The sequence below is a fragment of the Rhodoferax lacus genome (genome assembly GCF_003415675.1).
Classification (GTDB): domain Bacteria; phylum Pseudomonadota; class Gammaproteobacteria; order Burkholderiales; family Burkholderiaceae_C; genus Allorhodoferax; species Allorhodoferax lacus.
The window spans coordinates 21,201-44,017 of record NZ_QFZK01000024.1; the positions used below are offsets into that span (position 1 = coordinate 21,201).

Annotated in this window: 24 protein-coding genes; 19 read left to right on the top strand and 5 right to left on the bottom strand. The window is 62.8% G+C overall.

Going from position 1 to position 22,817, the window contains the following annotated elements:
• Positions 1–64: 64 nt before the first annotated feature.
• A complete protein-coding gene (gene fliD / locus DIC66_RS20440) occupies positions 65–1,534 on the bottom strand; it encodes a flagellar filament capping protein FliD (protein ID WP_117180031.1) in 1,470 nt (489 codons plus the stop codon).
• 196 nt (positions 1,535–1,730) lie between these two features.
• Positions 1,731–3,224, bottom strand: a complete 1,494-nt coding sequence (locus tag DIC66_RS20445; RefSeq protein ID WP_117180032.1) for a flagellin N-terminal helical domain-containing protein — start codon at positions 3,222–3,224, stop codon at positions 1,731–1,733.
• 431 nt (positions 3,225–3,655) lie between these two features.
• Here DIC66_RS20445 and DIC66_RS20450 point away from each other — a divergent pair, with 431 nt between their 5' ends.
• From DIC66_RS20450 to DIC66_RS20505, 12 genes are all read left to right on the top strand, one after another.
• Positions 3,656–5,164: a flagellin N-terminal helical domain-containing protein gene (locus DIC66_RS20450; protein ID WP_117180033.1), complete on the top strand. Its 1,509-nt coding sequence runs from the start codon at positions 3,656–3,658 to the stop codon at positions 5,162–5,164.
• 324 nt (positions 5,165–5,488) lie between these two features.
• Positions 5,489–5,815 carry a flagellar transcriptional regulator FlhD gene (gene flhD / locus DIC66_RS20455; protein ID WP_117180062.1) on the top strand — a complete coding sequence of 109 codons (327 nt, stop codon included), beginning with the start codon at positions 5,489–5,491 and terminating at the stop codon, positions 5,813–5,815.
• Positions 5,816–5,846: 31 nt separating this feature from the next.
• A complete protein-coding gene (gene flhC, locus DIC66_RS20460) occupies positions 5,847–6,383 on the top strand; it encodes a flagellar transcriptional regulator FlhC (protein WP_117180034.1) in 537 nt (178 codons plus the stop codon).
• A 103-nt stretch (positions 6,384–6,486) separates the two neighbouring features.
• Positions 6,487–7,344, top strand: coding sequence for a flagellar motor stator protein MotA (gene motA, locus DIC66_RS20465; RefSeq protein ID WP_117180035.1), 858 nt, complete (start codon positions 6,487–6,489; stop codon positions 7,342–7,344).
• 18 nt (positions 7,345–7,362) lie between these two features.
• Complete coding sequence (gene motB, locus DIC66_RS20470) at positions 7,363–8,298, top strand: flagellar motor protein MotB (protein ID WP_117180036.1); 936 nt, start codon at positions 7,363–7,365, stop codon at positions 8,296–8,298.
• Between the two features lie 61 nt (positions 8,299–8,359).
• Positions 8,360–8,749: a chemotaxis response regulator CheY gene (cheY, locus tag DIC66_RS20475; protein ID WP_117180037.1), complete on the top strand. Its 390-nt coding sequence runs from the start codon at positions 8,360–8,362 to the stop codon at positions 8,747–8,749.
• Positions 8,750–8,751: 2 nt separating this feature from the next.
• Positions 8,752–9,396 (top strand): protein phosphatase CheZ, encoded by a 645-nt coding sequence (locus DIC66_RS20480; protein ID WP_117180038.1) that lies wholly within the window; start codon positions 8,752–8,754, stop codon positions 9,394–9,396.
• Positions 9,397–9,502: 106 nt separating this feature from the next.
• Entirely contained in the window at positions 9,503–10,657 is a 1,155-nt protein-coding gene (locus DIC66_RS20485; RefSeq protein ID WP_117180039.1) for an EscU/YscU/HrcU family type III secretion system export apparatus switch protein, read from the top strand.
• On the top strand, positions 10,654–12,732 hold the full coding sequence (gene flhA / locus DIC66_RS20490) for a flagellar biosynthesis protein FlhA (RefSeq protein WP_117180040.1): 2,079 nt from the start codon (positions 10,654–10,656) through the stop codon (positions 12,730–12,732). The genes DIC66_RS20485 and flhA overlap by 4 nt, the downstream gene beginning before the upstream one ends.
• A complete protein-coding gene (gene flhF / locus DIC66_RS20495) occupies positions 12,729–14,222 on the top strand; it encodes a flagellar biosynthesis GTPase FlhF (RefSeq protein WP_117180041.1) in 1,494 nt (497 codons plus the stop codon). The genes flhA and flhF overlap by 4 nt, the downstream gene beginning before the upstream one ends.
• Positions 14,215–15,030, top strand: coding sequence for a hypothetical protein (locus DIC66_RS20500; protein WP_117180042.1), 816 nt, complete (start codon positions 14,215–14,217; stop codon positions 15,028–15,030). Before flhF ends, DIC66_RS20500 begins: the two co-directional genes overlap by 8 nt.
• Positions 15,030–15,746: an RNA polymerase sigma factor FliA gene (locus DIC66_RS20505; RefSeq protein WP_117180043.1), complete on the top strand. Its 717-nt coding sequence runs from the start codon at positions 15,030–15,032 to the stop codon at positions 15,744–15,746. The genes DIC66_RS20500 and DIC66_RS20505 overlap by 1 nt, the downstream gene beginning before the upstream one ends.
• A 120-nt stretch (positions 15,747–15,866) precedes the next feature.
• On the opposite strand, the gene DIC66_RS20510 is transcribed toward DIC66_RS20505, so the two are convergent.
• The 3 genes from DIC66_RS20510 to flgA all read right to left on the bottom strand — a co-directional run bounded on the left by DIC66_RS20510 (position 15,867) and on the right by flgA (position 17,453).
• Positions 15,867–16,244 (bottom strand): hypothetical protein, encoded by a 378-nt coding sequence (locus DIC66_RS20510; protein ID WP_117180044.1) that lies wholly within the window; start codon positions 16,242–16,244, stop codon positions 15,867–15,869.
• Between the two features lie 48 nt (positions 16,245–16,292).
• The gene (gene flgM, locus DIC66_RS20515) at positions 16,293–16,604 is read right to left on the bottom strand and encodes a flagellar biosynthesis anti-sigma factor FlgM (protein ID WP_117180045.1); all 312 of its coding nucleotides are present in this window, start codon (positions 16,602–16,604) and stop codon (positions 16,293–16,295) included.
• Positions 16,605–16,697: 93 nt separating this feature from the next.
• Positions 16,698–17,453 carry a flagellar basal body P-ring formation chaperone FlgA gene (flgA, locus tag DIC66_RS20520; protein WP_233506034.1) on the bottom strand — a complete coding sequence of 252 codons (756 nt, stop codon included), beginning with the start codon at positions 17,451–17,453 and terminating at the stop codon, positions 16,698–16,700.
• Positions 17,454–17,641: 188 nt separating this feature from the next.
• Here flgA and flgB point away from each other — a divergent pair, with 188 nt between their 5' ends.
• Genes flgB through DIC66_RS20555 form a run of 7 tightly spaced genes read left to right on the top strand, consistent with a single transcriptional unit; the run spans position 17,642 to position 22,791 of the window.
• The gene (gene flgB / locus DIC66_RS20525; RefSeq protein ID WP_117180046.1) at positions 17,642–18,088 is read left to right on the top strand and encodes a flagellar basal body rod protein FlgB; all 447 of its coding nucleotides are present in this window, start codon (positions 17,642–17,644) and stop codon (positions 18,086–18,088) included.
• A 27-nt stretch (positions 18,089–18,115) separates the two neighbouring features.
• On the top strand, positions 18,116–18,520 hold the full coding sequence (flgC, locus tag DIC66_RS20530) for a flagellar basal body rod protein FlgC (protein WP_117180047.1): 405 nt from the start codon (positions 18,116–18,118) through the stop codon (positions 18,518–18,520).
• A 17-nt stretch (positions 18,521–18,537) separates the two neighbouring features.
• Positions 18,538–19,188: a flagellar hook assembly protein FlgD gene (locus DIC66_RS20535; protein ID WP_117180048.1), complete on the top strand. Its 651-nt coding sequence runs from the start codon at positions 18,538–18,540 to the stop codon at positions 19,186–19,188.
• Positions 19,189–19,207: 19 nt separating this feature from the next.
• Positions 19,208–20,482, top strand: coding sequence for a flagellar hook protein FlgE (gene flgE, locus DIC66_RS20540; protein ID WP_117180049.1), 1,275 nt, complete (start codon positions 19,208–19,210; stop codon positions 20,480–20,482).
• Positions 20,483–20,495: 13 nt separating this feature from the next.
• The gene (locus DIC66_RS20545; RefSeq protein ID WP_117180050.1) at positions 20,496–21,236 is read left to right on the top strand and encodes a flagellar basal body rod protein FlgF; all 741 of its coding nucleotides are present in this window, start codon (positions 20,496–20,498) and stop codon (positions 21,234–21,236) included.
• Positions 21,237–21,270: 34 nt separating this feature from the next.
• The gene (gene flgG / locus DIC66_RS20550; RefSeq protein WP_117180051.1) at positions 21,271–22,053 is read left to right on the top strand and encodes a flagellar basal-body rod protein FlgG; all 783 of its coding nucleotides are present in this window, start codon (positions 21,271–21,273) and stop codon (positions 22,051–22,053) included.
• Between the two features lie 30 nt (positions 22,054–22,083).
• Positions 22,084–22,791, top strand: coding sequence for a flagellar basal body L-ring protein FlgH (locus tag DIC66_RS20555; protein WP_117180052.1), 708 nt, complete (start codon positions 22,084–22,086; stop codon positions 22,789–22,791).
• The last annotated feature ends 26 nt before the right edge of the window (positions 22,792–22,817 follow it).

Below are 22,817 nucleotides of genomic sequence, written 5' to 3' on the forward strand. Positions count from 1 at the left end.
CAATTTTGCAGCGCGGGCCCCCCATTTAAAGGGAAGACCCGGCGGTTTGCAAGCCAGGCAGGCGCTAGGCCGTCGACTTGTTCCAGGTGGTGACCTGCTGCGCCACGTAGGCGTTGAGCGCGTTGAGGCCGGCCATCTGCGTATCCAGTGCGGTGTACTGCTTGCGCAAGCGCGCCTCCACCGCTGCCGCACGGTCGTTCACCCGCGTCTGCTCGGTGCCGTTGTTGTTGAGCACTTTTTGCAGGGCATTGGCCTTGTTGGTCACCAGCCCCCCTGTGGCCAGAACGCCTGTGGCCAAGGCGTAGAACTTTTTCGCAAAGCCGTCGGTCAGCGGGTTGCTGTTGTTGGCGGTAAACAGCTTCTGCAGTTCGGTTCCATTGTTTGCCGCCGTGCTCAGCTTGGTGGTGTCCAGCGTCAGCGAGCCATCGAGCTGCCTTTGAATGCCCACGTCAGCCAGCCGCTGGTAGGCACTGCCCGCGCTGATGGACCCCAGCATATTGCGCAGCACGTTCTGCATGCCGACAACCGTGGAGTCGCCCTGGAATATGGCCGCAGTCTTGGTGGCTGAATCGTATTTGGTCCCATCGGCCAGCGACGCCGCCAACGTGTTGTAGGCCGTCACAAACGCCTGCACACTTTTGACGGCCGGGGTCACATCTTCACGGACCGCCACCGTCACCGGCGCCAGCGCTTCATTGACCAGCCCGTAGTTGGTGGTGGTGGTGGCGCTGAGCACAATCGTCACGCCGGGAATGTTGTTGGTCAGGGTATTGGTCTGGGATGTCACGGCCATGCCATTGATGCGCGCATTGGCATTGGAGCCATATTGCACCGGCAAGCCTGCCGTTGCCATGCCAAAAGCACCTGCTGCGGGGTCGAACGACAGGCGCGACAGCCCTGCGTTGTCAGTGGCGACGCTGTCCGCGTCGGTGGTGACCTGCAAGCGAAAGCCCGAAGAGGTGCCAGTCACCTTGGACTGCAACAGCAAGCGGTCACTGGTGCCGTCATTGAAGGCCGTTGCCACCACGCCGGAATTGGCGCTGTTGATCTTGGCCGCCAGGCTTGCCACGGTGTCCGTGGCCTCGGCGGTAATAGTGATATCCGAACTGGCGCCACCCGGGGTAAAAACCCCTGCTGCCCACGACCCGGTACGCAGCACCAGGGTGCCGGCGCCCACCAGGCCACCGGCCGGGAGGGTGGGTGACGTGACCGACTGCGGCTTGGCCAGGCTGTCCACATCCAGGCTGATGGAGGTGGCATTGGCAGTGGCCGTGGCCGTCACGGTAGCCGCGGCGGTGTTGGAGCTGGAGGCCGTGCGCGCCGACCACGCAGTGGGGCTCATCATCGCCTTGGCGGCATCTGCCAGGGCAGAAAACTCGGAGTGGATGGTGCCAATGGCGGAAATCTGGTTTTGCACCAGGGTGGCCTTGGCGGTCAGGGTTTTCAGCGGATTTTTTTCCAGCGCCACCAGTTGCGTGATGATGCTTTCAACCTGTAACCCACTTCCAATACCTGCAGATGAAATCGTAGCCATACCAGCAACTCCTTAGCCATCAAAACCTGGCAAGTGTCCCATCTTGGCGTGGAACATAAACCCGGAACTAGCCCGGATTGCACCGGGTATTGCCCCAAAAAGCAAAAAAACGACGGAGAACTTTTGTTCCCCGTCGTTTCAGTATCGACCATTTGTGGAACAACTTGAGCGCTTGGGCGCCCAAGTTGCCTGCACCTTAGCGCAGCAGGGCCAGCACGCCCTGGGGCAGCTGGTTGGCCTGGGCCACCATGGCGGTGCCGGCCTGTTGCAGGATCTGCGCACGGGACAGGTTGGCCGTTTCTGCGGCAAAGTCTGTGTCCTGGATACGCGAACGGGCTGCGCTCAGGTTGGTGCTGGTGGTAGCCAGGTTGGAAATGGTGGTGTCAAAGCGTGACTGCAAGGCACCGAAGCTGGCACGTTGGCCGTTCACTGCAGCGAGTGCCGAGTCCACGGTGTTCAGTGTGCGGGTAGCAGAGTCAACGGTGGACACGTCCATGGTGCTGGCGGCCTGGAGCTGGCTGGACTGAGCGCCCAGGAAATAACTCACGCCGGCAGCACCGGTGGTGCTGACCACGCCAAACGTCTTGTCAGAGTCCAGAGTCACGGCACCGGTTACATAGGCGACACCGGTGGCAACCACTACAGCCGCACCACCGATGGTGGCCGTACCCGTGGCAGACGAGTTGGTGATGGCAATGTCAGCACCCGAAGCATTGGTCAGTGTGAGGCCGTTGCCAGCCGAATTGAGCTTGGCAGTCACACCGGTTTGCGAACTCTTGTCGTTGAACGCGGTGATCGCGGCAGCCAAACCATCCGCATTGGCCGCTGCACCTGTGGCAAACGACACGGTCACGGCAGACGAGTTGTCCGACTTGACCGTCATGGTGAAGCTGTCGGCAACCTTGAAGGTGGCGTCCACTTCGGTACGGGCAGTGGCCGATACACCGGTCACACCGGTTTGTGCATTTACGTTGGCAGCAACTGTCTTGGCGCTGTCGCCAGCGGCCACGCCAATCACCTTGGAGCCGACCGCGCCGTTCACGGCAAAAGTGGCATCGGCAACGATGGTGCTGGTAGCACTGACCACGCCCTTGGAAACGTTCGAACCGGCAGTGGACCCGGTCACCAGATCACCGGTTCCACCGGCGGTAGTCGCCACCACCGAGCCAATGCGGTTGTTGCCGTACTTGCTGGTGCTGAAGTTGGCCGTCGTGGCGGTAATGGTCTGGTTGGCATTGGCACCCACCTGGAAGGTGGCCGAGCCGAAGCTGCCGTCCAGCAGCTTCTGGCCGTTGAACTCGGTGGTCTTGGCGATGCGGTCCAGTTCCGAAGAGAGCTGGCCCACTTCAGCATTCAGGGCGGCACGGTCACTGGCGGAGTTGGTGGCATTGGCGGACTGCACAGCCAGTTCACGCACACGCTGCAGAATGGTGGTGGCAGAGCCCAATGCACCTTCAGCCGTTTGCGCCAGCGAGATGCCGTCATTGGCATTGCGGGAAGCCTGTGTCAGGCCGCGGATTTGCGAGGTCATGCGCTCCGAGATGTTCAGGCCAGCGGCGTCGTCCTTGGCGCTGTTGATGCGCAAACCGGAAGACAGGCGTTGCATGGCTGTCGACAGCGAGGCCTGGGAAGATGTCAGGTTGCGCTGGGCAGACAGGGAATTGATATTGCTGTTGATGCTGTTTGACATGGGATAACTCCTAAAAAACTATCTATATCCGGCGAATTGCCGATCTAAACGCCAGCATCGCTGCTGACCGCCATGACCGGGGTAGCCCCTTGGCATCTCCGGACGACAGGTGTTTGAGACCCGTTGGAATAGTTTTCGGATGCCTGCGGACAAACTTGAGAACAATCTGCAGCGGCGCATTGCCAGCGCAAGGCCTTGGTGCTCTCAAGCAGAAGAGCACGGTCTTTGCCGCCCAGTATTTGCACATAGGCGCCCGGCCGGCCTGCAGCGGCGTCTGAATTGCACATTTGCCGGGTATTTACCGCTCTTATCGGCAAATCACCCCGGCGCGACCTCTCCACAATTTACCCATCGTTTCTGATTGTCTGTGGGTAAGCAGGCTATGCAATCGGCAGCGAAGCCGATTTGTACATCTTTAAAGGAGTTTCGCCGTGGCATCCACCATCAATTCAAATATCTCGTCCATGACGGCCCAGCGCAACCTGAGCACGTCGCAGTCTTCCTTGGCGATGTCGATGCAGCGACTCTCCTCGGGTTTGCGCATCAACAGCGCCAAGGACGATGCCGCAGGCCTGGCCATTGCCGACCGTATGACCTCCCAGATTCGGGGCACCACACAAGCCGCACGCAATGCCAACGACGGCATCTCGCTGGCGCAGGTGGCGGAAGGGGCACTCGGCTCTGCGACCACCATCCTGCAGCGGGTACGTGAATTGGCCGTGCAGTCCGCCAACGCCACCAACTCGGCCAGCGACCGTGCCGCACTGAACGCCGAAGTGGGGCAACTGGCCTCCGAGCTGGACCGCATCTCCAAGACCACCGAGTTCAACGGCCAGAAGCTGCTGGACGGCAGCTTTGGCTCGGCCACCTTCCAGGTGGGCGCCAATGCCAACCAGACCATTACCGCAACGACGGCCAACTTCAGCACCAGCAAATATGGCAACAACCGTATTGGTTCGGTGGTGGCCGCCACCGCAGGCGCAACCGGTGACCTGGTGACCGGCTCCACCGCCAATGCCGTGCTGTCCACTGCCGTCGCCAGTGCCACAAGCCGCATTACAGCAGGCACCTTGACCGTCAACGGCGCCAGCGGCAGCAGCACCGCCATTACCGTGGCAGCCGGAGCCAGTGCCAAGACGGTGGCCGCAGCCGTGAATGCCCAGTCCGGCACCACGGGTGTCACCGCGACGGCGCGCACCGACATTGACCTGACCGCGTTCACCGCTGCCAGCAGCTACACGATTGCGATCACCTCCGACAACAGCACCGCTGTGAATGTGGCCTTTTCAACAGGCCCTGCTGCCGGGAGCACCGCGGACAGCCTGGCTGCTGCGATCACGGCGTTCAACGACAAGACCTCCCAAACCGGCGTGAGCGCCAAGCTCAACACCGCCGGCACCGGCATCACGCTGTCCAACGCATCGGGCGCCGACATTGTGCTGGTCAACAACGCGGCCACAGGTTCTGTGTCGGCGGGAGGCGTAGCCATTGCAGCCGGTGTCACAGCCACCATCAACGGTGCGCTGACCCTGGATTCGGACAAGACCTTCGGCGTTGTGGCCACCGGTGGCCAGGCAGTCGCGGGCACGGGTTACTTCAATGCCGCAACCGCAGGCAGCCAGCTCCAGGCCGCCAACACGCTGGACGTGTCCACCGTGGATTCGGCAACCCGCAGCCTGTCCACCGTGGACTCGGCCCTGGCCAGCGTCAACGGCCAGCGCGCCAGCTTCGGTGCCCTGCAGTCGCGCTTTGAATCAGCCATCTCCAATCTGCAAAGCACGGCAGAAAACCTGAGCGCCTCGCGCTCACGCATCCAGGACACCGACTTTGCGCTGGAAACCGCCAACCTGTCGCGCGCCCAGATCCTGCAGCAAGCCGGCACGGCCATGGTGGCGCAGGCCAACCAGTTGCCACAGCAGGTGCTGCAACTGCTGAAGTAATCGCTTCGGGGCCCTCAGGCCTCTGACGTACCGCTTTGCACTGCAAGGCCAACCCTGGGGCTGCGCTCCAGGGTTGGCCTTGCAGTGCTTTGTGCTTGGTGAAACCGCAGCACGCGTATGCAGGCGGGTGCCAGCCGGAAGTCCACAGCCAGACAGCGCTGTAGGAAGTTCCCTTACACACCTGCGCTGGCGCACTGACATGCGAACCATCCAAACCCTGATTCAAGTTTCTGGCTCAGGCTTCCAGAATTGCATCCATGGTGAACGGCAAATGAATAGATGCTGTTCACCCCCTACATACATGTTTCACTTCTGGAGCCAGCCATGACAAACGAACAAATTCTTTCTGAAATCCGGGAAGCCAATTTGACCTATCTGATGCTGGCCCAGAACCTGATCCGCCAGGACAAGGCCGAAGCCCTGTTCCGCCTGGGCATGTCCGAAGAGTCGGCCACCATGATCGGCGCCCTGTCTCCCGCCCAGATCTTCAAGATTGCCTCCGGCAACATGCTGCTGTGCCGCTTCCGCATGGACGATGAAGTGGTCTGGAACCTGCTGACCAACCACACCGCTGCCAAGGTGGACAACGACTCCACCACCCGCCTGCACGCCAGCATCCTGATGGCCGGCCGCTTTGCCGAAGCCCTGTAAGCCAGACCACCACATATTCCGGAGCAGCACCATGGCCACCAAAAGCGTTTTGAATGATTCCAAGCAAGTCGAGCGGGCTGTGGCCCTGATCAACCTGGGCGCGCGCCTGCAGGTGCTGGAGAGCGAAACCGACCTGTCCTACGAGCGCCTGTTGCGCCTGTACAAGGAAGTGGCCGGCCGCTCCCCCAGCAAGGGCCAGCTGCCCTTCTCCACCGAGTGGTTCCTGACCTGGCAGCCCAACATCCACGCCTCGCTGTTCCAGAACACCTACGAGTACCTCACCAAGGTCAGCGCGCTGGAAGACATTGACGCCATCATGAAGGCCTACAAGCTTTACATGGAGCAGATCGCCGCCTGCGGCGTGGAGCCCCTCTTGTCCATCACCCGCGCCTGGCGCCTGGTGAAGTTCATTGACAACAACATGCTGTCCATGACCAAGTGCTCCAAGTGCGGCGGCCACTTTGTGTCCGAAGCCTATGAGAACAGCCGCCACTTCGAATGCGGCCTGTGCTCGCCACCGGCACGCGCTGGCAAAGGTGCCGGTGCGGGCGGCATATTGCTGCATTGAATTCAAGTGCAGGCCCCGGCAGGACGATATGATGGGTACAGGCCGTCAAAAGCCCCCCATTTAAACCCCTAGGCTCCCGGGCCTCGCTGTCACACTCACGCCTATGTTTGTAATCATCGGATGGCTCGTCTGCCTGGCCTGCGTATTCGGCGTGTTCATCATCCACGGCGGAAACATCAGCGTCATCTTGCACGCCCTGCCCTGGGAAATGCTGACCATTGGCGGCGCCACGGTAGGCGCCTTCCTGGCCAACAACCAGATGAAGGTGGTCAAGTCCACCCTCAAGGGGCTGGGCGCCTGCTTCAAGGGCAGCAAGTACAGCAAGGCGCGCTACATGGACCTGATGGCCCTGATGTTCGACATCCTGCAGAAGGCCCGCAAGGAGGGCCTGATGGCGATCGAGAACGACGTGGAGAACCCCCACGAATCGGCCATCTTCAAGAAATACCCCACCGTCGGCCATGACCACCATGTGGTGGAGTTCATCACCGACTACCTGCGCATGATGGTGTCCGGCAACCTCAACGCCCACGAAATCGAGTCCCTCATGGACAGCGAGATCGAAACCCACCACCATGAAGAACACGCCGCTGTGGCCGCCATCCAGCGCGTTGCCGGCGGCCTGCCGGCTTTCGGCATTGTGGCCGCCGTGCTGGGCGTGGTGAATACCATGGGCTCGGTGGGCCAGCCCCCGGCCGTGCTGGGCGGCATGATCGGCTCGGCCCTGGTGGGTACCTTTCTGGGTATTTTGCTGGCCTATGCCTTTGCCGAGCCGCTGGCTGGCCTGCTGGAGCAAAAGGTGGAAGAGTCGGGCAAGGAGCTGCAATGCATCAAGACCACCCTCCTGGCCAGCATGCAGGGCTACAACCCGTCTACTGCCATCGAATTCGGCCGCAAGGTGCTGTACTCCACCGAGCGGCCCACGTTTGCCGAGCTCGAAGCCTTCGTGAAGAAGAAGTAAGGCCATGGGAGTCTGAGCATGGCAGGGGACGCCAAGAAACTACAGCCGATCATCATCAAGCGGGTCAAGAAGGGCGGCCACGCGGTGCATGGTGGCGCCTGGAAGATTGCCTACGCCGACTTCGTGACCGCCATGATGGCGTTCTTTTTGTTGATGTGGCTCTTGGGCAGCACCTCCGAGGGTGACAAGAAGGGCATCTCCGACTACTTCCAGTCCCCACTGAAGGTGGCCCTGGCAGGCGGAAGCGGCTCGGGCTCGAGCAACAGCCTGCTCAATGGTGGCGGCAACGACATCAGCCAGAGCGTGGGCCAGACCTCCAGGGCCGATGGCGACGAGAAGCGCGCCAAAAAAGTGGCCACCGAACAGTTCCGGGCGGCCGAGGTCAAGGCCGACTCGCGTCGCCTCTCGGCCCTGGGTGCCAAGATTGCGATGACCATTTCCAACAACGCCAAGCTTGCCGAGTTCAGCAAGCAGATCAAGATGGAGCTCACGCCCGACGGTTTGCGGATCCAGATCGTGGATGACCAGAAGCGGCCCATGTTTGACAGCGGCAGTGCCGACGTCAAATCCTATATGCGCGACATCCTGCGTGAAATCGGCCTGGCCCTGCTGGACGTGGAAAACAAGATCAGTCTGGACGGCCACACCGACCGCCAGGCCTTTGGCGACCCGGTGCGCGGCTACAGCAATTGGGAGCTGTCTGCCGACCGCGCCAATGCGGCCCGGCGCGAGCTGATGATCGCGGGTATGCCCGAAGGCAAACTGGCTCGGGTGGTGGGCATGGGCTCCAGCGTGCCTTTTGAGCCCGACAATCCCAACGCCGCCATCAACCGGCGCATCAGCATTCTGGTCATGACCAAGGAAGCGCAGGAGCGCTTGCTGGGCCAGAGTGCGCCCGTGGAAGCGGAACCCGAGGCGGTGCCACCCGCTGCGGCGGCGAAAACGACACCATAGTGACCGAAAATTTCGGTCATACTAATGATCAACAGAAAAATCGACCTCGAAAGAGCAAGTCATGTCCAAAGAATTACGCTTTTTAATCGTTGATGACTTTTCCACCATGCGCCGCATCGTGCGCAATCTGCTCAAGGAGAGCGGCTATGCCGACGCAGATGAGGCCGAAGACGGAGTCATTGCCCTGCAAAAGCTTCGCAACAGCACCTTTGACTTTGTGGTCAGTGACATCAACATGCCCAATATGAACGGCTTCCAGTTGCTGGGAGAAATCAAGAAGGACGACAAGCTCAAACACCTGCCGGTGCTGATGGTGACCGCAGAAGCCCGCAAGGAAGACATCGTGATGGCGGCCCAGCAGGGTGCTGCCGGCTACATCGTCAAGCCCTTTACCAAGGCCACGCTGGAAGACAAGGTCAACAACATCCTGACCAAAGTTGGGCTGAAGTAAGCATGGCCACGCAGGACTCCACCCCCGTAGATCCTGCATCCGCCTCGGCGGCGGATGTGCACCAGCAGCTCGGAGCCCTGACACGCCAGCTACACGACTCCCTCAACGGCCTGGGCCTCACCGCCAAGGTGCAGAACTGGGCAGGCGAACTGCCCGACGCCAAGAGCCGCCTCTCCTACATCGCCCGCCTCACCGGCGAGGCCGCTGAAAAAGTGCTCAACCAGGTCGACCAGGCCAAGGCCCAGCACGACTTCATCACCTCAGAGACCCACCGCATAGGCCAGCTCATCGTCAAGGATCCGGTGGCCGCTGTGGCCAAGGGCCATGTGATGAATTTCATTGAAGACGTGGACCGCGCCAGCCGCAAGGTCGACGAGAGCCTGACCGCCATCATGATGGCGCAGGACTTCCATGACCTCACCGGCCAGGTGATTGCCAAGGTGGTGAACCTGGCGGCCACCATCGAAGAGCAACTGGTGCAGCTGCTGATACAGACAGCGCCGCCGGACGCCACCGTCAAAGCCCCCTCCACCCACGAACCCTATGTGCCTGCACTCGATGGTCCGGTGGTGGATGCCACAGGCAAAGTGGACGTGGTGACCAACCAGTCTGAAGTGGACGATCTGCTCGCCAGCCTGGGGTTCTAGACAGAATTGAAAGGGCGACTGAACAGGCCGCCTTTCCCCCTGCTATTTAGCCTTTAGAAACGGGAGGGGCTTACGACAATGGTCAGAACTACACAAAGTTCTGACCATGGAATCCGGAAGCCAAGACCGCAATTTACCCGCCTCACAGCGCAAGCTCCAAAAAGCGCGCGATGACGGACAGGTAAGCCGCTCCGAAGACCTGACCCACCTGGCCGTGCTGGGCGTGGGCTCTGTGGCCATCCTGGTGCTGGCACCGGCCTTCTTTGACCACCTGCGCCTGGACATGATCCGGCAGCTCAGCTTTGACGGCAGCACCCTGCTAAGCCCCCGCACCCTGTTCCCGCGCCTGAGTGATTCGGTTACCGTGGGGCTGGCCGCCAGCGCCACCCTGGCCGCCATTGTCATGACCGCCATCATCATTGCCGCCGTGGCATCCGGCGGCTGGGTCAACAGCCTGACCCCCTTGATGCCCGACTTCAGCCGCCTCAACCCGCTCACCGGTTTTGCCAACCTGCTGAGCAAAAAGAAAATCATCACCACGGGCAAGATGCTGCTCATCACCGCGGTGATGTTCACCGTGGCCACGCTGTTTTTGCGCAACGGCCTGGTGCCTATCTCTTCGCTGCTGCTGCAGCCCTCGGCCTCGGCCGTGGCACACCTGGTGCAGTGGATCACCAATGGCCTGGGCCTGATGCTGCTGGTGCTGCTGCTGGCCGCCCTGGTGGACGTGCCGCTGCAGAAGTTCCTGCACATGGGCGAGATGAAGATGTCGCACCAGGAAGTGAAACAGGAAGGCAAGGAAAGCGACGGCAATCCGCAGATGAAGCAAAAGCAGCGCCAGCGGCAACGCGAGATGTCGCAAAAGAGCAGCGTCACCGCCGTGCCCAAAGCCGACTTCGTGGTGATGAACCCGACCCACTTTGCCGTGGCCATCAAATACGACGAGAAGACCATGGCCGCGCCCCAGGTGATTTCCAAGGGCAGCGACCTGCTGGCCCTGAAGATCCGCGACATCGCCAAGAACCACTCCATCCCGGTGCTGCAGTCGCCCATGCTGGCGCGTGCCCTGTATGCCAATGCCGAGCTGGACCGCGACATTCCCTCAGCCCTGTACACCGCCGTGGCCCAGGTGCTGGCCTATGTGTACCGCCTGCGCGCCGCTCTCAAGGGCGAAGGCCCCATGCCCGACGAAGTGCCACAACCCTTTGTGCCGCCGGAACTTGATCCCCACTCCAAAACCCTGAAAGCGGTGACCGTATGAACGCCCAGCTGAAAAGCCTGCAGCAGTGGTACGGCAGCAACGCCCACGTGGTCCAGGGCGCTGCCGCCCCCATGCTGGTGGTGGCCATCCTGGCCATGATGGTGCTGCCCCTGCCACCCATCCTGCTGGATGCGTTCTTCACCATCAACATCGCCGTGGCCCTGATGGTGATGATGGTGGCCGCCTATATGGTCAAGCCGCTGGACTTTGCCGCCTTCCCCAGCGTGCTGCTGCTGACCACCCTGATGCGCCTGTCGCTCAACGTGGCCTCCACCCGGGTGGTGCTGCTCGAAGGCCATACCGGCGCCGGTGCGGCCGGTGCCGTGATCGAGGCCTTTGGCCACTTCCTGATTGGCGGCAACTTTGCCGTGGGCCTGATCGTGTTTGCCATTCTGGTGGTGATCAACTTTGTGGTGGTGACCAAGGGCTCCGAGCGTATTGCCGAGGTGTCTGCCCGCTTCACCCTGGACGCCATGCCCGGCAAGCAGATGGCCGTAGACGCCGACCTGAACGCCGGCCTGATTGACGAGAAGGAAGCCAAGCGCCGCCGTGCCGAGGTGGGCGAAGAAGCCGACTTCTTCGGCTCCATGGACGGTGCCTCCAAGTTCGTGCGCGGTGACGCCGTGGCCGGCATCCTGATTCTGCTGATCAACATCTTTGGCGGTCTGACCATCGGTGTGCTGCAGCACGACCTGAGCGCCAGTGAAGCGGCCAACACCTACATCCTGCTGGCCGTGGGTGACGCGCTGGTGGCACAGATTCCGGGCCTCTTGATCTCGGTGGCTGCGGCCATGGTGGTCTCGCGCGTGGGCAAGGACACCGATATCGGCAAGCAGATCGTGGGCCAGATGTTTGCCTCGCCACGGGTGCTGGCCATCACCGCCACCATCATGTTCGTGCTGGGCATCATCCCCGGCATGCCGCACTTTGTGTTCCTGGCCATTGCCGCGGTGCTGTTCTACGGCGCCTGGGCCCTGGCCAACCGCCCGGTGGTTACCGAGGCCGAGGTGGTGGCACCTGTGGCCACCAATGACGGTGAAGCCTCCTGGGACGATCTACAGCCCGTGGACCAGCTCGGCCTGGAGCTGGGCTACCGCCTGATTGCGCTGGTCGACAAAACGCGCCAGGGCGACCTGCTCAACCGCATCAAGGGCGTGCGCCGCAAGTTTGCACAAGAGGTGGGCTTTCTGCCGCCCCCCGTGCATGTGCGCGACAACCTGGAGCTCAAGCCCAGTGCCTACCGCATCACCCTGCGCGGCGTCATCGTCGGCGAGGGCGAGGCCTTCCCGCAAAGCTTCCTGGCCATCAACCCGGGCGGCATCACCACACCGCTGATTGGCACGGCCACCACCGATCCGGCGTTTGGCCTGCCGGCCCACTGGATCGACGCCGGGCAAAAGGAAGCAGCGCAAATGGCCGGGTTTACCGTGGTTGATTCGGAGACTGTGATGGCCACCCATTTGTCACACTTGATGCAAGTTCAAGCCTCCAAATTGCTCAGCCGTACAGAGACCCAACAACTCGTGGAACACGTCGCCAAACTGGCCCCCAAACTGATCGAAGAGGTCGTGCCCAAAATGGTCTCGATTGCCGTCTTCCAGAAAGTCCTGCAGCTGCTGCTCGACGAGTCGGTGCACATCCGCGATATCCGCACCATCATCGAGTCGATTGCCGAAAACGCCACCTCCACCACCGATCCTGTCGAGCTGGCCAAGCGCGTACGCGTGGCGCTGTCGCCCGCCATCGTGCAGCAGATCTATGGCCCCACCCGCGAGCTCAATGTGATTGCCATCGACCCCGGTCTGGAGCGCCTGCTGGTGCAGGCCCTGGGCAACACGGCCGGCCCGGCCCTGGACCCCGGCGTGGCCGACATGCTCTCCAAGACCGCTGCCGAGACTGCCATGCGCCAGGAAGAGATTGGTCTGCCTGCCTGCCTGCTGGTGCCGGACCAGATCCGCGGCTCGATTGCCCGGCTGCTGCGCCGCGTGGCACCCCGTCTGCAGGTGCTGGCACACAGCGAAATACCCGAAACCCACACGATCCGCATTGGTCCGATTCTTAGAGGTGCAACATGAACATCCAACGCTTTACCGGCGCAACCTCCCGTGAAGCCCTGGCCAAGGCCCGCATGGCCTTTGGCGACGGCACACTGATTTTGTCCAACCGCCCCATTGAAAACGGCGTCGAGGTGGTGGCAACGGGCGAAGACAGCCTGGCCACCCTGGGCGAGGACAACAGCGCATCGTTTGGCCAGTCGGGCCAGCGCAACGCCGGCTTTGGCCAGGAGCGCCAGACCGCGAGCCCGCAGCGCGCCGCAGAACCCAGCTTCAAGGAAGTGGCCAGCGCCGTGGAAGACGACGCTGCGCAACTGGCCATGAGCACCCTGTCCTTCCAGGACTATGTGCGTGAGCGCATGGCCCGCCGGCGCCAGGAAGAGGCTCCGGAGGGCAGCAAACTCATCCGCATCCCGCGTGACGACACGCCCGAGACCCGCCCGCAGGAGCCCCGTCCCTCCTCCTCCAGCAGCCCGGCGGCCCACAGCTTCCAGCCGGCCGCGCCCGAGCCCAAGCCCCTGGTGATCAAGGTCCGGCCCGAGCCCGAAGCCGCAGCCCCGCAGGCCTTGTCGCCCAGCATCAGCCGCGAGCTCAATGCCATGAAGGATCTGATTGAAGACCGCTTCAACACCCTGAACTGGCTGGGCCAGGCGCGCCAGAACCCGATCCAGGCCAACCTGATGCTCAAGCTGATCCGCGCGGGCTTCTCGCCCACGCTGTCGCGCACGATCCTGGAACGTCTGCCCGAAAACGCCGACGCCGCCCAGTCCATGCACTGGGTGCTGGATGTGCTGGAACGCAATCTGCACACCGATGCCCAGGGCCCGGCCCTGCACCAGGAAGGCGGCATCTTCGCCCTGGTGGGTGCCACTGGCGTTGGCAAGACCACCACCGCGGCCAAGCTGGCCGGCCTGTGCGCACGCACCCATGGCCCCAGCAGCGTGGGCCTGATCACACTCGACTCCTACCGCGTGGGGGCCCAGGAACAGCTGCGCGCCTACGGCAAGATGCTGGGCATCGTGGCCCACCTGGCGCATGACCGCGCCGCCCTGCAAGACCTGCTGGGCCTCTTGTCCAACAAGAAAATGGTACTGATTGACACCACCGGCCTGGCCCCGCGCGACCCGCGCAAGCGCGAGATGATGGACCTGCTGGAAATACCCGGCGTGAAGCGTCTGCTGGTGCTCAACGCTGGCGGCCATGGCGACACGCTGGAAGACACGGTGGCCAACTTCAAGCAGCCGGCCAACCAGCAGGTGATCTTTTCCAAGATTGATGAAGCCGTCAAGCTGGGCCCCGCCCTGGACGTGGCCATCCGCCACCAGTTGGTGCTGCGTGGCGTGACCACCGGCCAGCGCGTACCCGAAGACTGGGAAGCGGCCAATGCCAACAAGCTGGTGCGCTCGTCCATGCGCTCGTCCGGCCATTCGGTGTACGACCCCAAGATCGCCGACCTGGGCTTTATCTTCAGCCACGCCAGCCAGTCCACCGCCGGAATGCTCCATGCATGATGTACCCCTGAACCAGGCTGTCGGGCTGCTGGGCCTGGCCGCACCCCTGGCCCCCCAGCTGCTGGCCGTGGTGTCGCATGGCGACGCGCGCACCGAACAGCCCCTGCTCTGGCAACTGAGCAGCGCCCTGAGCGAACTCGGCTACAGCGTGACGGTGCTCGATGCCACCATGTCCGAGACCGTCAACAACCCCGGTCTGCAGCAGCTGCTGGACTACCAGTTTGGCCACAGCGCCCTGGAGGACGATGGGCCGGCCTGGAACGTGCTGCCTGCCGCCATGGGCCTGCAATCGCTGTGCGCGCCGGGCGCCAAGCCCGCCCACAGCCTGCAGCGCCTGGGTCAGGCCTTGCAGAGCAGCGGCGTACTGGTGCTCTATGCCGGCTCGGACGTACTGATCCGCCTGCTGGGTGGCTCGACCGTGCGGCCGCTGCTGAGCGTATCGGGTGAAAAAAGCTCGCTGCTGACCAGCTACCTGGCCTTGAAACGCCTGTTGCGCAAAGGGCGCCTGGAGCCCACCATCCTGAATATGATGCAAGATGCCGCGCAAGGTACCGGAGCCGCTGGAGTGGCCCATGCCCTGCGCGAATGTGCCCGGAATTTTCTGGCGTACGATGTCCGTCCTGTACGTATTGATCCTTTGCAGCCCGAAGCACACATTGAAGCCGACATGCGCCGCCTGGTCACCCGGCTGCTGGAGCATGCGATGCCATTGCCATGCGGCACGGCGCAAGAGGATGCAGGATTTGAACAATCGGCCGAACGGCCGCGTGAACGGGTAAGGTTTGGGGAAATGAGCAGGAGCCATTGATGTACACGGCCAAAGGTCAACTCGACCGCAACGCGCTGATCAAGCAATACCAGCCCTTGGTGCGCCGTCTGGCGCACCACATGATGGCCAAATTGCCACCCAGCGTGGAAGTGGATGACCTGATACAGGTCGGCCTGATCGGCTTGGCCGACGCCCTCACCCGGTTTGAGTCCTCGCAGGGCGTGCAGTTCGAAACCTTTGCCACCCAGCGCATACGCGGCGCCATGCTCGACGAGCTGCGCGAGAACGACTGGATGTCGCGCGGCTCGCGCAAAAGCCAGAAAGACATCGAGACCGCCATGCGCCGTGTGGAGCACAAGCTGGGCCGCACGCCGCTGGAGTCCGAGATTGCATCCGAACTGGGCATGAGCCTGACCGACTACCAAAGCCTGCTGGGCAAGGTGCGTGGCACGCAGCTGGTCTACCTGGAAGACATGTCAGGCCGCAACGAAGACGACGACTCCTACCTGGACCGCCATGTGGCCGACAGCGAGGCCGACCCGCTCAACGTGCTGCGCGACCACAAACTGCGCGAAGCCCTGGTGGCTGCCATCAAGCTGCTGCCCGAGCGCGAGCAGTACATCATGAGCATGTACTACGAGCAGGACATGAACCTCAAGGAAATCGCTGCCGTGCTGGATGTGACCGAGTCCCGCATCTGCCAGCTGCACAGCCAGTCGATTGCGCGCCTGCGGGCCAAAATGCGATCACATTAAGCCCCCACGGTCGCCCACTTCGTGTGGCTTCCTGCCCCCCAAGGGGGCCGCGATTCGCCTTGGGGCGGCCCGGCGGCGAATCCTTGCTCGCCAAGTTGCACCTTTGTTTTATCGGCCTCTTCAGGCCGCCAGCACGTTGAAGGCGCCGCTTTGCCGCGCCACCGATCCATACACCGATGTACCGCCCGAATACGTGGACTTGGCCGCTGTGGGCACCACCACCTTGAGCGCTTGCAGGTTCATGGCGGCCTGGCGTGACAGGTTGTCGCGCAGCATCTGCAGGCCTTTGGCCATGGCCAGCACGCGCCGGTGCAGCTCAGCCTGGTTGGCCTGCACCTTGTTTTGGGGGGGCAGCAAACGGGCCAGCTCCACACTCAGGATTTGCAACAGGGCTGCGGCGGCCTGCAGGTGGGCTGCGTCACCGGCCGCCAGAAATGCCGCGACCTGGTTGAACTGACGTTCGACCAGGTCGAGTTGTTGGATTGCGGGGTTTTGCATCTCAGACTCCCTTTGCCAGCGTTATGGCACGGGTTGAGGCCCCCCGGCTTAGGCTTGTTTGGGTGCGGCGGCCAGCATTTCCTTGGCATTGGAGAGCAGCTTGTCGGCAATCGCCTCCGCGTTGGGTGAAAAGCTGCCGTTGGCAATGGCGGCCTTCATGGTGGCGACCTTTTTGGCATCCACCTCGGAAAGCTGGTCCTTGCCCAGGGCGCGTGCGGTACTGGTGATGACCACCGCCACCCCGGCATTGGAGGCTGCGGACGTGGCTGTCTGCGCCGCCTCCGCAGGGGCTTTGGGGGTGTTCGTTGATGGCGTCTTTGACGCCAGCAGGTCGGGTGTGGTGTGGCCGGATACTTTCATTGCGTGCTCCAAAACTACGATACGCGTAGCCTCGTATGGTGGTTATCGGCTCGAATCTAACGGACTTTAGGAAAAATTGCATGGTCCCGGCCCTCACAGGTCAATTTTCACCGTACGTGCGTCCAGCACTGTGCCGCTGGTGATGCGCCCGTTGTCCATGCGCACGCGGGTCGACTGGCCCACCACCCCGGCAGCCAGGGCCTGGGCATCGCTGGTGACCTGGAATCCCGGGCCCTCAGCCACCACCCGCACCTGGGTCCCGGCCTGAAACACCTGGGTGGGCCGCACCACACCCTGGCGCAGCACCTGCCCGCTGCTGAGGGTGCGTGAGGCGGTCTGGCCCAGCCACAAGGCCGGGTCCTGCAGCACCGGGCTGGTTTCTTCGGCCCAATCCACTTCCACTGAAGCCACATCGTTCTGGGTCACCGGGTTGCCGGCCATGATCTGGCCGCGCACCACCCAGGCATTGCCATAGGCCTTCACCTGCACCGGCACCGACACATTCCAGCGGGCCATGCCATCCACACAGCGCAGGCCCACGCGGCTGTGGCCCCACAGGCGGGCACCGGGCGGCAAATAGGCTTCCACATTGCCGCAGGGTGCGAGCTTCAGGCGGCTGTCCAGCGCACCCACCGACACTTCCATGCGCAAGCGCACCGCCGGGTCGGGCTGCGACTGGGCCACCACACCGCGCGCCCACTTCAGGGCCATGGCGGGGTAATCGGGCTCCGGCATCTGGGTCTGTGCCCGGGCATCGCGCAGCATCAGCATCCAGGCCACCACGCACAACAGCACGGCCAGCCTGGGCCAGCTGCGCCGGGCAGGGCTCACAAATAGGTAATGACGCATAACGGGACTCCTGTGTGCGGGGGACATGCGGGCAACTATAGGCAAGCCCCCCACAGACTAAGACCCCAAATACAGGCCAAAACCCCCGCTATTCCCGGGCTCAAAAATTAAAGCTTTTCCCATAATTGCCTCACGTCGCAAGCCACAGGCTCCCCCTGCAGCTTGTCTTTCCCCCAACGAGGACCGCCATGTTTGCCAATTTGACCAGTGGACTGGACTTTCAAGCCAAGGCTCTGGTGATCCGGGCCGAGCGCCAGCGGGTCATCGCCAGCAACATTGCCAACGCCGACACACCCGGCTATGTGGGCCGCGACGTCAATTTCAAGGAAGCCATGAACGCTGCACTGGGCAGCAGCTCGGCCTCCACCCCGCTTTCCCTCAATGCCAGCAGCAGCACCACAGGAGCCAGCAATGCGCGACATATTCCCATGCAGAGCACGCTGGGCAGCCTCAAGCCCGACGGATCTCCTGCCCTGGCGTACACGCTACAAACCCAGCCCGCCATGGATGGCAACAGTGTCGACCTGGACCAGGAACGTGCCAGCTTCGTCAACAACGCCGTGCACTACGAAGCCACTCTTCGCTTTATTAACGGCACTTCCAAGACCATCTTGAGCGCCATTCAGGGCCAGTAGGTCTGAGACATACCGCAGGAGCCCACCATGTCCATGTTTTCCATCTTCAATGTGTCCGGCAGCGCCGTCAGCTCGCAGGCCCAGCGCCTCAATGTGGTGGCCAGCAACCTGGCCAATGCAGACGCCGTGGCTGGCCCGGACGGCAAGGGCTACAAGGCGCGCCAGGTGGTGTTCGAGACCGTGCCCATGGGCTCGCAGGACGCCACCGGCGTGCGGGTGAGCCGCGTGCAGGAAAGCCAGGAGCCGCTCAAGCGCACCTACAACCCCACACACCCTTCGGCCGATACCGACGGCTATGTGACCCAGTCGAACGTGAACCCGGTGGAAGAGATGGTCAACATGATCTCTGCCTCGCGCTCCTACCAGAACAACGTCGAGGTGATGAACACCGCCAAGACCTTGCTGCTCAAAACCCTGCAAATGGGCCAATAAGTCCTTAAGGAAATCCTATGGTCGCCGCCGTCACCTCCTCCTCTTCTGCCTCATCCAGCACCGCCCTGAGCAGTGCCAGCACCAGCGCGCAGGCGCAGACAGACCGCTTCCTGAAACTGCTGGTGGCCCAGCTGAGCAACCAGGACCCCATGAACCCCATGGACAACGCGCAGATGACCAGCCAGATTGCGCAGATCAACACGGTCTCGGGCATCCAGCAGCTCAACGACACCATCAAGTCCATGTCGGCCCAGTACACCTCCATGCAGGTCATGCAGGGTGCGGCCATGATTGGCCACCAGGTGGTGGCCGACGGCAATACCATGAGCGTGAACGCCGGCGCGGGCACCGCCGCAGTGAGCCTGGACACCGACGCCACCAACGTGCAGGTGCAGGTGATCACCCCGGGCGGACAGGTGATTGACCAGTTTGACATGGGCGCCCTGGCCGCAGGCACCCACAACATCAACTGGGACGCCTCCAAATACACCGGCTCGGGTGCGCCCACTTTCACGGTCACGGCCAAGCAGGGCAGTGCCAGCGTCACCGCCACACCGCTGGTGCGCGACACGATTGCCTCGGTCGGCACCGACTCCAGCGGCGCGATGAACCTGGCGCTCAAGGGCGGCACCAGCATCAAGTACGACGCCATCAAATCCATCCTCTAACCACCACAAGGAATCCACCATGAGCTTTCAAACAGGACTCTCCGGCCTGAGCGCCTCCAGCCAGAGCCTGGACGTGATCGGCAACAACATCGCCAATGCCAACACCGTTGGCATGAAGTCCTCACGCGGTGAATTCTCCGACCTGGTGGCCTCTGCCATCGGCGCGGGCGGCACCAGCAACACGGCGGGCATCGGCGTGGCACTGTCCACCATTTCGCAGAATTTCAGCCAGGGCAATGTCAGCATCACCGGCAACACGCTGGACGTGGCCGTCAATGGCGGCGGCTTCTTCCAGGTGACCAAGACCGATGGCACCACCGCCTACACGCGCGATGGCCAGTTCAAGCTGGACAAGGATGGCAACATCGTCAACAACGGCGGCTCCTTCCTGATGGGTTATCCCACCGACATCAATGGTGTGCGCACCAGCCAGACTCCGCAAAACCTGGTGGTGCCAACAGGCGCGCCGATTGCCGCCAAGCAGACCAGCGCCATCGTGGCCGAGTTCAACCTGGACGCGCGGGCACCGGTGGCCACCAGCGTCACGCCCAACACACCGCTGTCCACGTATGGCACCTCGCTTACCGTGTTCGACTCGCAGGGTCAGCCGCAGGCACTCAATCTGTACTTCAAGCGCATCGCCTCGCAGGCAGCCGTTGCCGCAGCGCCACCGGTGGCAGCCGTCCCCGGCATCGACAAATGGGAGGTCTACACAGGCTCCACGGCAGCGACAGCCACCCTGCAGGGCCAGCTTCAGTTCGACCAGAATGGCGTGCGCCTGGCAAGCTCCACCTTCCCCCCTGCCGCCGGCCTGACCATTACGCCACCTGCCGGCACGGCCGTACAGCCCTTTGCAGTCACGGTTGACACCGCCAGCGTGACCCAGTACGGCACCAACTTTGCCGTCTCCAACCTGTCGCAGGACGGCTATACCTCGGGTGAGTTCACCGGCCTGGCCATCGACAACAAGGGTGTGATCACCACCCGCTACTCCAACGGCCAGACGCAAAAGAGCGGCGGCATGATTGCACTGGCCGACTTCCGCAACGTGCAGGGCCTGGCCCCGGTGGGCGGTGGCGAGTTTCTGGAGAGCTACAAGTCCGGCGCGCCCGTGCTGGGCCAGCCCACGGTGGGCCGCTTTGGCGAGTTGCGCTCGGGCGCGGTGGAAGAGTCCAACGTGGACCTGACGGCCGAGCTGGTGAACATGATGACCGCGCAGCGCAACTACCAGGCCAATGCCCAGACCATCAAGACCCAGGACCAGGTCATGTCGACCCTGGTCAACCTGCGCTAACCGGAGCTAGAACATGGATCGCCTGATCTACACCGCCATGACCGGGGCCAATGCCGCCGCCAACCGGCAGGCGATTCTGTCCTCCAATCTGGCCAATGCCTCGACCAACGGTTTTCGGGCCCAGCTCGAAACCTACCGCGCCGTGCCGCTCAACGGCGAAGGTGCCAGCACCCGTGTGTTTGCGGTGGAAGCCACGGCCGGCTTCTCCAGCCTGCCGGGCCAGGCCCAGCAGACCAACCGCCCCCTGGACGCCATGACCACCGACAAGAGCTGGTTTGCAGTGCAAGGCCTGGACGGCAACGAGGCCTACACCCGCAACGGCAGCTTTGAAGTGACCGCCGACGGCACACTCACCACCGCCAATGGGCGCACGGTGCTGGACATCGGCGGCTCGCCCATTACCGTGCCTGCGGGGTCGGACGTGACCATGGGCCATGACGGCAGCATCAGCGCCAAGGCGCCAGGCCAACCCATCCAGGTGGTGACCAAGCTCAAGCAGGTCACGCCCACGGCGGAAGACCCGCTCAAGCGCGGCGAGGACGGGCTGTTTCGCAGCCTCTCGGGCGAGCCACTCAACAACGACGAAACCGCGCGCCTGCATGTGGGCGTGCTGGAGGGTTCGAACGTGAATGTGATCGAGGCCATGGTCGGCATGATCCAGACCGCACGCCAGTTTGAAGCCCAGACCAAGCTGATGACCACCGCCGAAGCCAATGACCGCTCTGCCGCGCAGTTGCTCGGCCTGCAAGGCTAAGCACCCGACCAGAACAAGGAAAAGGAACCGCATCATGATCAACTCCCTTTGGATCTCCAAGACCGGCATGGAAGCCCAGCAAATGCAGCTGGACGTTATCTCCAACAACCTGGCCAATGTCTCCACCAACGGCTTCAAGAAGGCGCATGCGGTGTTCGAAGACCTGATGTACCAGAACCTGCGCCAGGTCGGCTCCAACACCGCCGAGCAAAGCACCCTGCCCACCGGCCTGCAGGTCGGCCTGGGTGTGCGCACCGTGGCCACCAGCCGCAGCTTTGCCCAGGGCAGCATGCAGCAGACCAGCAACAACCTGGATATGGCGGTGCAGGGCAACGGCTTCTTCCAGGTGACCATGCCCGACGGCACCACCGGCTACACCCGGGACGGCTCCTTCCAGCTCGACAACCAGGGCCGCATGGTCAACTCCAACGGCCTCCTGGTGCAGGGCGGCATCACGGTACCCAGCAATGCCACCAACCTGTCGGTGGCGGCCAACGGCACCGTCACAGCTGCCATTCCCGGCACCGTGGCGCCGCAGACCATAGGCACCATCACCCTGGCCAGCTTTGTCAATCCGGCAGGACTTGAGCCCAAGGGACAAAACGTGTATGCCGAAAGCGCGGCTTCCGGCCAGCCCAATGCCGGCACCGCCGGCAGCAATGGCCTGGGCAGCATCATGCAGGGCTTTGTGGAAACCTCGAATGTGAACGTGGTGCAGGAACTGGTCAGCATGATCCAGACCCAGCGCGCCTATGAAATGAACTCCAAGGCCATCCAAACCTCCGACCAGATGCTGCAAAAGCTCGGCCAGCTGTAATCCCGCAGGCCAGAAGACCCGAGGCACCCCATGACACCCCGCACCCGCAACCTGGCCCGCCGCAGCGCAGCCGCCCTGGCCGTCGCCCTGTGCGCCGCCTGCGCACCCCTGCCGCAAAAAGTGGTGGTGGACTTTGCCGAGCCCAAGCCCAGCCCCACGCCCGCGGCAAACGCCGCGGCCACGCGCAGGCCGCCCAACGGCAGCCTGTTCCAGCAGGCCAGCTACCGTCCGGCCTTTGAAGACAGCCGCGCCCGCCTGCTGGGCGACATCGTCACCATCCAGATTGTGGAAAGCCTGGCCGCCAGCCAGGTCACCGCCTCCACGGTGAACCGCAACACGTCGTCTGACAACACACTCTCGGCGGCGCCGCTCAGCAGCCTGATCGGCATGGACCTGATGAATCTGAACATGGCCTCCAAGACCAACAACGATTTCTCGGGCAAGGGCGGCACCACCGCGGCCAACACCTTTACCGGCTCCATCAGCGCCACCGTGATCGAGGTGCTGCCCAACGGCAACCTGGTGGTGGCCGGTGAAAAGCAGATCGGCGTGAACCAGAATGTGGACGTGATGCGCTTCAGTGGCACGGTGGATCCGCGCCTCCTGCAGCCCAACAACATCATCAGCTCAACCCAGGTGGCCAATGTGCGGGTGGAGTCGCGTGGACGCGGTGCGCAGGGCGAAGCGCAGACAGTTGGCTGGTTATCCCGCTTCTTTTTGAGCTTTAACCCGTTCTAAAGAGTTCCAGAATTGTGCCGAGGGGT